The organism is Streptomyces sp. NPDC057428 (genome assembly GCF_042803195.1).
GTDB lineage: Bacteria > Actinomycetota > Actinomycetes > Streptomycetales > Streptomycetaceae > Streptomyces.
This window is the reverse complement of the sequence record NZ_JBHVCT010000082.1, coordinates 16,471-27,613: the sequence shown is the minus strand read 5'-3', so window position 1 is coordinate 27,613 and position 11,143 is coordinate 16,471. Positions and strand designations below refer to the sequence as shown.

Here is an 11,143-nt window from a genome sequence, read left to right as displayed (position 1 = left end):
GCCGCACGGCAGTTGCTGAGCATGGCCGCCGACTCCTTCGAACGGCTCGGTGCCGCGGGCTGGGCCGAACGGGCCCAGGCCGAACTCCGGGCCTCCGGCGTGTCCGCGCGAATCTCGTCGGCGCACCTGGCGTCGCTGACCTGGCAGGAACGCCGGATCGCCGACCTCGCCGCCGGCGGACTGACCAACAAGGAGATCGGAGAACGGATGCACCTGTCACCGCGCACGGTCAGTTCCCATCTGTACCGCGTGTTCCCGAAACTGGGCATCACCACCCGCGCCGCGCTGCGTGACGCCCTGGGCAAGACACCCATGGATGTGACTGATGGACATGAGTGAGAAGACCAGCGGTCCCGCGACTGCACCGGGGCCCGTGGGCCGGGTGCTGGTGGTGGGGGCCGGGCCGGTGGGGCTGGTCGCGGCGGTGGAGCTGGCGCGCAGAGGCGTTGAGGTTCGCCTCGTGGACGCGGCCACGGGGCCCTCTCACGGGTCCCGGGGCAAGGGGCTGCAGCCGCGCAGCTTGGAGGTTCTCGACGACCTCGGGGTGGCCGGCCTCATCCTGGCCTCGGGGCGTTCGCGACTGGCCATCCGCAAGTACCGGGGCCGGGAGATCCTGGGAACGAGTGACGTGACCCCCGGCGCGCCCGAGCCCACAGCGGCCACGCCGTATCCCCGTACCATGCTCATCCCCCAGTGGCGCGTGGAGGAGGTACTACGCGAGAGACTGGCCGGACTGGGCGTGGAGGTCGAGTACGGGACCGAACTGCTGGGCCTGGAGCAGGACGGTGAGGGTGTGCACGCTGGCTTCCGGACCACGAGCGGGCCGCAGAGCGCCTCGTACTCCTATGCGGTCGGCTGTGACGGCGCGTCCAGCACGGTGCGCAGACTGGTGGGGGTGGGGTTCCTCGGACAGACCGACGAGACGGTCAGGATGCTCACCGCCGATGTCGAGGTGAGCGGTCTGGACCGCGACTTCTGGCACTGGTGGCCCGTCCCCGGCGGGGAGCTCCTGGCGATGTGCCCGTTGGCGGCTACCGACACCTTCCAGCTACAGACCGGGGTGTCCTCCGACACCCCGGGGGACCTCTCCCCCGCACGGATCCAGGCTCTGGTGGAGGAACGCAGCGGGCGGAGCGACATCCGCGTCCGCCGCGTGGTGTGGCAGTCGCTCTGGCGCCTCAACGTACGGATGGTGGACCGCTACCGGGCGGGACGGGTGTTCCTGGCCGGCGACAGCGCCCATGTCCACCCGCCGGCGGGCGGTCTCGGTATGAACACCGGGATCCAGGACGCCTACAACCTCGGCTGGAAGATCGCACATGTTCTCGGCGGTGCTCCCGGGACACTGCTCGACACCTACGAACAGGAGCGGCTTCCGGTCGCCGCCGACGTCCTGAGCCTCTCCACCGAGTTGTTCGCGGGACGTGTCGAGGGAGCAGTACCGGGAGAGGGCCGGAGTACCGACACCCGGCAGCTCGGGGTGCGGTACCCCGTCAGTGGGATCAACGGCTCCCGCGTGGACGGGCCGGAGCGGGTCAGGGCGGGTGACCGTGCGCCGGACTCGCTGCTGCGGGCGGCGGACGGAACCGGTGTCCGGCTCTTCGACCTGCTCCGCGGTACGCACACGAGCGCGGTCGCCTTCGGCCCCCGCAGCTCCAGGGCCGCCGCCGCGCTCGCCGAGCGCTTCCCCCGGCACCTGAGGGCGGTCACCGTCCTCTCGGCCGACAGCCGGCCCACCGGAGCGGAGCCGGGCCCGCTCACCGACGCGGAGGGGCACGCCCACCGGGACTACGCCGTGGACGGTGACACCCTGTTCCTCATCCGCCCGGACGGGTACGTCGGGCTGCGAGCCACGGAGCCGGACGAAGCGAGGCTGCTCGACTACCTCAGCCGGCTGCTGCCCGTGCGACAGGACGCCGTGCGTCCCGCGACGGAGGGCGAACCACCGATCCGTCTCTCTTGAATCGTCGGAGAACGGCTGCTGACACGGATACCTGCGGGCCAGGAGCCGCCTGCCGCGCAGCGACGATCCGGTGCGGGACCTGCGTGACGCCTGGGTCCTGCACGTCCGGTCCGGGCTTGACCAGCCAGCGTTATGCACCTTGGTGTACGGCCTGCCCCGTCCCGGGCCGGACGGGAGGCCGTCACCGAACTGGAGGGCCTGATCACCCGGGTCGCCGCGGCCGGCCGGCTGCGCATGAGTGTCGAGCGGGCCGCGGCCGTCATGCACTCGGCGGGCATGGGCACGATCTTCACGCTGATCATTTAGTCGGCCGATCCCCGCTGTCTCGGCATGGGGGGGATGTAACCGGTCCCGGGGCTCCTGCCCGGACGCCGTCCGCCGACCACCGGGGCCGCTATCTCCCGCAGGGAGAGATGGGAGCGGGGTTCGAAGCCCAACGCTCCGTACAGGCGCGGAATGACCTCCTGGTCGGCCTCGGTGTGCAGGAAGGGAGTGTTCCCCTGGTCCGCGACCACGGAGGAGAGATGCCCGACCAGGCGCCGGGCCAGGCCCAGCCGCCGGTACTCGGGCAGCGTACAGACTGTGCTGATCTCGGTGTGTCCCGCGGGGCGCATCCGCAGGCCGCCCATGGCGATCAGTGTCCCGTGCCTGCGCACCCCGTAATACGCGGTGCAGCGGTAACTGCCGGGATGGAAGGGGCCCGGACGGGTCGCCCTGACCAGATCGGCCATGTACGGGAGGTCCACGGGCGAGAGTTCACGGACCTCCGTGTCGTACATCGTCACCGGGTGCCGCTGGACGAGCTGGACACTCCGCACGTTGGACACCGCCAGCCAGCCCGCCGGAAGTTCCGGGTCCTGCCCCACCAGGTGCAGCAGCCCTCCCGGCCCGGCCAGCACCGCCGCGTCCTCCCAGTCCTGCGCATCCGGCCGGTCCGGCAGCGCGGCGAAGGGGGCGAGACCGGGTGCGTAGCGCAGGACACGGCCCCGTTGACGCACGAAGCGGGTGTGGCCCGCGGTGAGCGAGGCCCGTACGGGAAGGTCGAGCAGGTGAGGCATCAGAAGTATCCATCGGTACGTGTGGCTCCGCGTTCCGGCGAAGGCGGAGACGGAACCAGGGCCTCGGCCGCCGACGGCTGGTCGATGGCTTCGGTGAACAGATGACGACGTGCGTGCCGGGGCGCCGCAGCGCCGGCAGGTCCGGGGCGGGTTCGTGCCGCGGCTGCCGCGTCCGGGGCCGGCCGCGGCCACTAGGAGGCGGGCATGAAGACCGCCTTTGTCTCGAGGAAGCTCTCCAGGCCCTCGGGTCCTCCTTCGCGGCCGTGGCCCGACAACTTCCTGCCGCCGAACGGTACGTTCGGTGAGATCTCGAAGCCGTTGACCGCGAGATGACCGGTGTCCACCCGGAGAGCCACGTCGAAGGCGCGCTCGGCGTCCGCGCCGAACACGCTGCCGCTCAGGCCGAAGTCCGTGTCGTTGGCGAGACGGACGGCTTCGTCCACGTCCCGATAGCCCTGCACGGTCACCACGGGACCGAAGATCTCCTCTCGGGCGATCGTCATCTCCGGTGTGACATCGGTGAACACGGTGGGATCGATGTAGTATCCCCGGTCGAAGCCGGCGCTTCGTCCCCCGCCCGTGAGCAGCCGCGCCCCTTCCCGGCGTCCCGTTTCGACGTACCCGAGCACACGCTGGTACTGACGTGCGTTGAGCACCGGCCCCAGGTCGGTCGTCGGGTCCCAGGGGTCGCCCACCCGCAGCGCCCGCACGGCGGCGGTGTATGCCTCCGCTACCTCCGCCAGGCGGTGCCGGGGAGCAAGGATGCGCGTCTGGGAGAAGCAGATCTGACCGGAGAACGGCATGGTGAACGGCGTGAGCGCAGGCACCACCGTGGACAGGTCGGCGTCCTCCAGGATGATCGCGGCCGACTTGCCGCCGAGTTCGAGCGTTGTGCGGGCCATCCGCTGAGCGGCCACCTCGGCGATCCGCCGGCCGGTGGGCACGCTGCCGGTGAAACTGATCTTGTCCACCGCCGCGGACGCCACCAGCTGGGCCGACTCCTGGGTGTCCGCCGTGATGACGTTGAGGACACCCGGCGGGATGCCGGCCGCCTCGGCGGCATGCGCGATCACCAGCGCGTCCAGGGGGCTCTCGACCGGAGACTTGAGCACCACGGTGCAGCCGGCGGCAAGCGCCGCGGGGATCTTGTGGGAGAAGATGTTGAACGTGGCGTTCCAGGGCGCGATGAGCGCGGCCACTCCCACCGGCTCCCGCACGACCCGTGCGTGGCCGCGCGCGGTGGGCCGCCGTTCACGGAACGCGTACCCGTCGACGAGTTCCGCGAAGTGGTCGAAACGGCTTTCGCCGGCGTGGATGAGCCCCTGGGCGAAGCTGATCGGGGCTCCCACCTGAGCCGTCCACAGCCGCGCGAGCAGCGGGAGCCGGGTACGTATCTCGTCGGCGAAGCGCCGGAGATACCCGGCGCGCTCCGAGGCCGTCATACGGGGCCAGGGCCCCGAGTCGAAGGCGGTTCGTGCGGCTTCCACGGCGCGGTCCACCTCCGCGCCGTCCGCCAGCGGCAGGCTCAGCGTCTCCTCCTCCGAGGAGGGGGACACGAGCGTGACGCGACGGGAGGAGGCGCCGGGGACCCAGCGTCCACCGGTGTAGAAGCAGTGGAGGAGTTCATCCGGGAGGTCAACAGTGAATGCAGACATATGTGCCCATCAAGTCGTGGGGAGCAGGAGAGCTGCCGGTGATCCGGCGCCTACCGTTCCTTCGGGGTCACCTCCCATGAAAACACCCGAAATTCTGACACGTATGCCGTCTTCGTGCCCTGCCGTTCCTAGGTGTGTCAGTGCTACCCTCCTGATAGCACGTCGGTTTGAGTAAGGAATTACCTGATGGCATCGAATGTCCCTTTGGGCGAGTTCCTGCGATCCCGGCGGCTGGCCAGTGATCCGTCCCTGGCGCCCCTGCCGACCAGGGGGGTGCGCAGGGTGCCGGGACTGCGGCGGGAGGAGCTCGCCCAACTCGCCGGTGTCAGTGCCGATTACTACGCCCGTCTGGAGCAGGGCCGTCAGGTGACCGCGTCGGACGCCGTCCTGGCCTCCCTCGCGGTGGCGCTCCATCTGGACGCGACCGAGCGTCTCCATCTGTTCAACCTCGCGCACGCCTCGTCGGGTCGCGGCAGCACGGCGGCGGCCCGGTCCGCCCGGCCCGGTCTGCTGCGCCTCATGGAGGCGGTCGGCGACAGCCCGGCCGTGCTGCACGGCCGGGGCACGGACGTCCTGGCCCTCAACAAGTCCGCACGCGCGGTCATAGCGGACTTCTATGCGATACCGGCCGGGGACCGCAACGTCGTCCGCTGGTTCTTCCTGGACCGCAGTTCAGACCGGTTCGACGACTGGGACTCTGTCGCCGGTGACGTCATAGGTATGCTGCGGCTCGACCTGGGCCGGTGCCCGGACGACCCACGGCTGCAGTCGCTGGTCGAGGACATGACCATGCGAAGTCCGCTCTTTGCGGAGTTCTGGAAGAAGCAGCGGGTCGCGGCCGACGTACCGGTGCGCAAGGTGATCCGCCATCCCGTGGCGGGGGTGCTGACGTTCGACGTGGTCGGGGTATCGCCCCTGTCCGAGCCGGATCAGACCCTCTTCGTCTTCACAATGGCGAGCGGATCCCCGACCGAGAAGGCGGTCGCCCGGCTCATGGCCGGGTGGAGGCCCGGCGACACCGCGTGACGTCTGCGGGAGGGCGGTCCCACCGGCCTCTGCGTCATGGCGTCGCGACCCGGCGGAAAGCACTGCGGTATCCGAGACCGTCAGATGACGGGTGTGCCGGGTTTCGTCTGCACCGACGATGTAACCGCGTCGTGAGACGCCAGCCGCCCCATCCGTCTCCGTTCGGAGTTGAGCACGATGACCTTCCACAGCAAGGGCCGGGGGAACGCCGACCGACTTCAGGCCGTACAGCCCCTGCCCACACACCGACCCAGGGACGTCCGGGCCGGCTCGCCCGCTCTCGCCCTGGTCGGGGGCCGCGCCTCCTCCCGGACGCCGGTCGCCCTGCGGGGCCTCACCACCTCGCCCATGCCGTCCGGCGTGCGGGGCGCGCTCGTGACCTCGGTGGAAAACACCCCCCAGCACACGTTCCAGGTCTGCTGGTCGTCCCTTGGCACGCCCTCCCGCATCCCGCCGGGCCGCATCCGGCTGTCGTGGACGCCGACGGGCGAGGACGGGATGGACGTCGAGGCCCGCCTGGGCCTGCCGGGCGCCGAGGTCCTGCTCGCCCGCTGGCCGGGGCTGCGTGGCGACTGGTCGGACATCGTGCGCCCCACCGTCGCCGAGGTGATGGAACTGCACATCGCCCTCAAGCTGGCGACCTTGGTGCTGAACCGTCTCACCCGCTGAACGCCGCTCCGCCCGTCCCGAGAGAGCCGGGCGGGCGGAGCGGTTCCATGGCCGCCGGTGCCGGGGTCAGTCCCTCATGGCCCGAGCCCACGGGCAGTGAACCTTCCGGGATGGCGCCGCGTTGTCCTGATGAGGGTTTCTGCTGGTGCGTGGTGCGTGGTGCGTGGTGCGTGGTGCGACAGCAGGGCGAAGGGCAGCGTCGGCTCCTCTCTCGGTGTGGGCGGTCGTCCAGGGTTGTCGGCACCCCGGATCTGACGCCGGGGTGCCGACTGCCATGTGTGTGGGCACACCGAGGACCGGCTGCATTGCCGAACATGTCCCTCTAGCCCCAATATCCGGCAACTTAGGGTCCGGCGAGTGTCTGGCGATGCTGCTGAGGCCGTGCAACGCCCGGATCGAACACGGTCGCCGACTACATCACCGTGCTTGCTGACGCACTCGCCCAGATTCCCGGCTCCTCCCGTGCGCAGCTCCTGCTCCGCGTCGACGGAGCCGGCGCGACGCACGGCCTGCACGAACACCTCATCGGTTTGAACACCCGACGGCGCACGGTCTGCTTCACTACCGGCTGGACCATCACCGACACCGACGAACAGGACATCGCCCGCCTGCCCGAGACGGCCTGGGAAGTCTCCCTGAGCCAGGACGGCTCCCTCCAGGATGACTACGCAGTCGCGGAGTTGAGCGGCCTGAGCACACGCGAGGGCTGGAGCAAGGGGCTGAGGCTGATCGTCCGCCGGGTCAAGCCGCCCGCCGCGAACCTCGTCGCCGACCTCGACGCCTGGCTCCGCCTTCTGGCCCTGCACGACCAGGACGAGCTCGCCGACGCCGAACCCGACGCCATGCTGTAACACTCAGACGGGTATTCGCCGGCTTTCGAAAGCATGCCGGCGGGCTCGATGGCGCCTGCTCCGCGGCCGGGTGGCACGACCGACCGTCCGCGGAGCGTTCCGGACCATGAGCTTCGGTCTGGCCGTCCGTCACCGGCTCCGGGATCTGATGTCCCGGAGCCGGTGACGGAAACCCTCAGGAGGTCCGGGCAGCCCGGCGGCCGAGGTGGCCGAAGAGTGCTGCTGCGACCGATACCGCGGCGACCGTGTACGCGGTGATGCTGAGAGCGTGGCCGGAGTCCGCCGCCTGGGCGGGGAGCGCGACCTGACCGAGGAAGAGCGTGCCGATCAGGGAGACGCCGAGTACCTGGCCGAGCTGGATGAGGGTGTTCATCACGCCGCTCGCGTCGGCGGCGTCGGCGGGAGCGACCCGGCTGAGGGCCAGACCGAACAGCGGCCCGTACGCGACACCGGAGCTGACCCCGATGACACCCAGGGCCGTCTCCGCCGCCACGCCGACCTGCGCACCGTCGCGCTGCACGAACCCCAGTGCGACGTAGCCGGCCGCGGAGACGAGCAGCCCGGTCAGCGGCAGGGATGCGTGCATTCCCTTCGGCATCCGCCGCCAGTACAGGCCGCCCAGGCCGAAGCCGACGACGAGGGGCAGGAAGAGCAGTCCGGCGTGCTCGGGGGTGTAGCGCAGGGCGCCCTGGAGGTGGAGCGCGGCGGTGAACAGGCTGCCCGAGAAGGCGACCAGGACCAGGCATATGGAGACGGCGGCCGGGGCCAGCGCCGGGGACCGCAGGACACGTGTCTCGATCAGCGGGTCGCCGCCCGAGGCGGTCACCCGGCGCTCGCACACCACGAAGGCGGCGAACGCGGCCACCGAAGCGGCCAGCATGATCCAGGTCCAGGCGGGCCAGCCGGTCTCGTGGCCCAGTACCAGGGGCAGGACGAACAGGCCGAGCGCCGCGGCGAGCAGCAGCAGACCGGGGATGTCCGGCTTCCGGCCGCGTACCCCCTCGATGGTGGGCAGCAGACCCCACCCCGCGATCAGCAGGACCGCGCCGACGGGCACGTTGACGAGGAAGACCGCGCGCCAGCCGCTGCCGAAGAGGTCGGCGCTCACCAGGACACCGCCGAGAATCTGCCCCACCACGGCGCCCGCGGCTAGCACCGCGGTGTAGACCCCGAGCGCCCTGACCCGGGAAGGGCCCGTGAGCGAGTGCTGGATGAGGGACATGACCTGCGGCACCAGCAGCGCTGCGCCCGTCCCTTGCAGCAGCCGGAAGCCGATCAGCCATCCCGTGCCGGGGGCCAGTCCACAGATGAGCGACGCCACGGTGAACACGGCGGTGCCGAGCATGAAGAGCCGGCTGTAGCCGTACCGGCTGCCCAGGCGGGCGCTGGTGATCAGCAGCACGGCGTAGATGACGGTGTAGCCCGCGACGATCACCTGCAGGGCAGATCCCGACGCGTGCAGGTCGCTCTGGATCGTCCGTGCGGCGACGTTCACGATGGAGACGTCGAGGGTGGCCATGAACTGGCCGATCAGAATGACCGCGAGCAGCCATGTGGAGCCCGTCGTGGTCGGTGCCGCTTCCGCGGCCGTGGCGGGAGCGTCCCCCCGGCCGCCGGAACCGGCGGCCGCGCGGGGAGCGGCGTTCGTCATGGTGTTGTCCTGTCTTTCACGTGGTCGCTTCCGTCGTTCGGGGGATCGGTACCCCGGAGCCCGGATGCCTGTGCGGGACGAGGCGAGCACAGGCCGGTCGCCAGTCGGGCGCCGACGCCGCCGTTGGGGAACGGCGGCGCGGGTAGTGCACCCGGAGGGGGCGGGAAGCGTCAGGCCTGGTGCGAGGAGAGGCCGAACTCCTTTGCCACGAGGGCGTAGGAACGCTCACGTGCCTCGAAGTCGTGGATCATCGTGGTCAGCATCAACTCGTCCGCGCCGGTGCGCTTCTGCAGGTCCGTCAGGCCGGACCGCACCGCGTCGGGCGTGCCGTGGACGACGGTGTCGAGCCATCCGTCGAGGAACTCCCGCTGGCCCGTCGTGTACGGGAACGTCTCCGCGGTGTCGGCGGTCGGCACGGCGGACTGCTGGCCCTGCCGCGCGCGCATCATCATCAGCCCGCCCGGACGGGCCAGGCGCAGGGCCTCCGCCTCGGTCGGGGCGCAGGTGGCGTTCACCGACACCATGACGTGCGGCGCCGACAGGGTCCCGGAGGGGCGGAACGTGTCCCTGTACAGGTCGATCGCCCGAAGGGCCTGGGCGGAGTTGATGTGGAAGGCGGCAGCGAAGGGCAGTCCCAGACGTGCTGCCGTCTCCGCACCGGTCGTGCCGGATCCCAGCGTCCACACGGGAAGCTCGGGAGCCCGCGGTACCACGTGCACGTTGTCACGGTGGTAAGGGTGGCCCTCCGGGAACCCGTCGCGGCAGAAGCCCAGCAGTTCCTCCACCAGGGCCAGGAAGTCCTCGCTCTGCGTGTCGTCGCCGGCGCGGCGCAGTGCCTGGGCGACTGCGGGCAGGCCGCCCGGGTTGCGGCCGACGCCGAGGTCGATGCGTCCGGGGTTGAGGGCGTTGAGTACACCGAACTGCTCGGCCACGACCAACGGCACGTGATTGGTCAGCATCACACCGCCCGAACCGAGCCGGATCGTGCTGGTAGCGCTGCCGAGGTGGGCGAGCAGCACGGCTGGGGCGGGGCTGCCCGAGGCGGGAAAGCTGTGGTGTTCCGCGACCCAGAAGCGCCGGTAGCCCCAGCGCTCCGCGGCCTGGGCCAGCGCGGTGGTCTGGCCCAGGGCGGCCGCCGACTCGGTTCCCTCGCCGACCACGGTCAGGTCGAGCACCGACAGGGGGGCAGGGCTGCTGCCGGACGGGGCCGTGCTGCTGTACATGTTCCACTCCTCGGTACTGCGGGAGAATAATCGGACCCATGGGTCCACTTATTGAGGATAAGCGGACCTTTGGGTCCGGTCAAATGTGAACGCGAGTCCGCCCCTTGCGCCGCCGACCCCCGAGGGGGCGGGTCGCCTCGGTGCGGGTACGGGCCACGGTTGCCGCCCAAAGTAAACGGACCGTATAGTCCGATAAAGTGGCCGCACCCCCCCGTCCGGCCCCTCCGGACCGGTCTTCGCACATCGTGGCCTCCCGCCACGGGCCGGGCCGGGGCGCAGCGAGCCAAAAGGGGCGTCCTCCGTGACAACCAACCCGTCGCGGGCGCGGCCGGCCTGTTGGAGTGGCTCGCGGAGTTGCCGGAAGAGGCCAAGGCTGCCGCGCTGATCCGCCCCGACGTCACTGTGCTGGATCTGCGCGTGGTCCTGTGCGGCGTGGTCCTGCAACTGACGAACGTGGCCGAGCGGGACTCCGCCCTGTGGCGCCGCTACGCCCGGCTGACCCTTCAGGCACTGCGCCCCGCCCCCCGTGGCCCGGCGTCCTCCCGGACAGATGAACGAATCGACAATTCGGTCGTCATGTGACGTATGACGCAGAATCGGGCCGTACGCACACTGGATGTGCAAGAACAGTTGGCACCACCGGTCGGCGGCCGCTTTCTGCGAAGAAGGACTCTCAAGGCCGTCAACCCACCCGGAAGGGCAGCCTCATGGCCACCGAATGCTCATGGCTCATAGGATTCGAGTTCCGCACAGCAAGCGGCCGGATCGTGCACCACTTCTACCTCGTCTCCGGAACCCCCGACCCCGAACTCGCCCGCACCATGGCGCTGGAAAGGGCCGACGCCCCCGGCGAACGCGCCGCGCGCGGCGGACTGTGCGTGGACGGCGACCGTGCCGACACCCGCCGGCTGGTCTGCGACCCTCTGGGCGTTCGGCGCCTGTCAGCCCCGAGCGGATTCTGACAGGCGTCGACGCGCACCACGAGGCCCGCTCGGTTCTCGTCCGACGGGTGAACTCTTCGAGGGTTCCCGTCCGTCTGCCGGATGT

12 protein-coding genes are annotated in these 11,143 nt (G+C 70.5%); 8 read left to right on the top strand and 4 right to left on the bottom strand.

What is annotated here, in order from left to right:
- From ACFU5K_RS25335 to ACFU5K_RS25325, 3 genes are all read left to right on the top strand, one after another.
- Positions 1-339 (top strand): helix-turn-helix transcriptional regulator (locus ACFU5K_RS25335; RefSeq protein ID WP_384065591.1); only part of this gene is annotated, 339 nt, incomplete at its 5' end.
- Positions 326-1,963, top strand: a complete 1,638-nt coding sequence (locus ACFU5K_RS25330; RefSeq protein ID WP_384065589.1) for an FAD-dependent monooxygenase — start codon at positions 326-328, stop codon at positions 1,961-1,963. The genes ACFU5K_RS25335 and ACFU5K_RS25330, both read left to right, overlap by 14 nt.
- 132 nt (positions 1,964-2,095) lie before the next feature.
- The gene (locus ACFU5K_RS25325) at positions 2,096-2,269 is read left to right on the top strand and encodes a hypothetical protein (protein ID WP_384065587.1); all 174 of its coding nucleotides are present in this window, start codon (positions 2,096-2,098) and stop codon (positions 2,267-2,269) included.
- On the opposite strand, the gene ACFU5K_RS25320 is transcribed toward ACFU5K_RS25325, so the two are convergent.
- Positions 2,266-3,021 (bottom strand): GNAT family N-acetyltransferase, encoded by a 756-nt coding sequence (locus ACFU5K_RS25320; protein ID WP_384065585.1) that lies wholly within the window; start codon positions 3,019-3,021, stop codon positions 2,266-2,268. The genes ACFU5K_RS25325 and ACFU5K_RS25320 overlap by 4 nt on opposite strands.
- Before the next feature lie 191 nt (positions 3,022-3,212).
- Positions 3,213-4,676, bottom strand: coding sequence for an aldehyde dehydrogenase (locus ACFU5K_RS25315; RefSeq protein ID WP_384065583.1), 1,464 nt, complete (start codon positions 4,674-4,676; stop codon positions 3,213-3,215).
- Positions 4,677-4,862: 186 nt separating this feature from the next.
- Here ACFU5K_RS25315 and ACFU5K_RS25310 point away from each other — a divergent pair, with 186 nt between their 5' ends.
- From ACFU5K_RS25310 to ACFU5K_RS25300, 3 genes are all read left to right on the top strand, one after another.
- Positions 4,863-5,702, top strand: a complete 840-nt coding sequence (locus ACFU5K_RS25310) for a helix-turn-helix transcriptional regulator (protein WP_384065581.1) — start codon at positions 4,863-4,865, stop codon at positions 5,700-5,702.
- 177 nt (positions 5,703-5,879) lie between these two features.
- Positions 5,880-6,371, top strand: coding sequence for a hypothetical protein (locus tag ACFU5K_RS25305; protein WP_384065579.1), 492 nt, complete (start codon positions 5,880-5,882; stop codon positions 6,369-6,371).
- A 422-nt stretch (positions 6,372-6,793) separates the two neighbouring features.
- Complete coding sequence (locus ACFU5K_RS25300; RefSeq protein WP_384065577.1) at positions 6,794-7,222, top strand: hypothetical protein; 429 nt, start codon at positions 6,794-6,796, stop codon at positions 7,220-7,222.
- Between the two features lie 175 nt (positions 7,223-7,397).
- On the opposite strand, the gene ACFU5K_RS25295 is transcribed toward ACFU5K_RS25300, so the two are convergent.
- Both ACFU5K_RS25295 and ACFU5K_RS25290 read right to left on the bottom strand, forming a co-directional pair.
- A complete protein-coding gene (locus ACFU5K_RS25295; protein ID WP_384065575.1) occupies positions 7,398-8,873 on the bottom strand; it encodes an MFS transporter in 1,476 nt (491 codons plus the stop codon).
- A 170-nt stretch (positions 8,874-9,043) separates the two neighbouring features.
- A complete protein-coding gene (locus ACFU5K_RS25290; RefSeq protein ID WP_384065573.1) occupies positions 9,044-10,096 on the bottom strand; it encodes an LLM class flavin-dependent oxidoreductase in 1,053 nt (350 codons plus the stop codon).
- A 336-nt stretch (positions 10,097-10,432) separates the two neighbouring features.
- Here ACFU5K_RS25290 and ACFU5K_RS25285 point away from each other — a divergent pair, with 336 nt between their 5' ends.
- Together ACFU5K_RS25285 and ACFU5K_RS25280 are read left to right on the top strand one after the other, a co-directional pair.
- Positions 10,433-10,678, top strand: coding sequence for a hypothetical protein (locus tag ACFU5K_RS25285; protein WP_384065571.1), 246 nt, complete (start codon positions 10,433-10,435; stop codon positions 10,676-10,678).
- Between the two features lie 125 nt (positions 10,679-10,803).
- The gene (locus ACFU5K_RS25280; protein WP_384065569.1) at positions 10,804-11,058 is read left to right on the top strand and encodes a hypothetical protein; all 255 of its coding nucleotides are present in this window, start codon (positions 10,804-10,806) and stop codon (positions 11,056-11,058) included.
- Positions 11,059-11,143: the final 85 nt, after the last annotated feature.

Excerpts from the sequence above, each read along its gene's own strand:
- ACFU5K_RS25330 (WP_384065589.1), top strand. The coding sequence starts at position 326 with ATGGACATGAGTGAGAAGACCAGCGGTCCCGCGACTGCACCGGGGCCC.
- ACFU5K_RS25325 (WP_384065587.1), top strand. The coding sequence starts at position 2,096 with ATGCACCTTGGTGTACGGCCTGCCCCGTCCCGGGCCGGACGGGAGGCC.
- ACFU5K_RS25320 (WP_384065585.1), bottom strand. The coding sequence starts at position 3,021 with ATGCCTCACCTGCTCGACCTTCCCGTACGGGCCTCGCTCACCGCGGGC.
- ACFU5K_RS25315 (WP_384065583.1), bottom strand. The coding sequence starts at position 4,676 with ATGTCTGCATTCACTGTTGACCTCCCGGATGAACTCCTCCACTGCTTC.
- ACFU5K_RS25310 (WP_384065581.1), top strand. The coding sequence starts at position 4,863 with ATGGCATCGAATGTCCCTTTGGGCGAGTTCCTGCGATCCCGGCGGCTG.
- ACFU5K_RS25305 (WP_384065579.1), top strand. The coding sequence starts at position 5,880 with ATGACCTTCCACAGCAAGGGCCGGGGGAACGCCGACCGACTTCAGGCC.
- ACFU5K_RS25295 (WP_384065575.1), bottom strand. The coding sequence starts at position 8,873 with ATGACGAACGCCGCTCCCCGCGCGGCCGCCGGTTCCGGCGGCCGGGGG.
- ACFU5K_RS25290 (WP_384065573.1), bottom strand. The coding sequence starts at position 10,096 with ATGTACAGCAGCACGGCCCCGTCCGGCAGCAGCCCTGCCCCCCTGTCG.
- ACFU5K_RS25280 (WP_384065569.1), top strand. The coding sequence starts at position 10,804 with ATGGCCACCGAATGCTCATGGCTCATAGGATTCGAGTTCCGCACAGCA.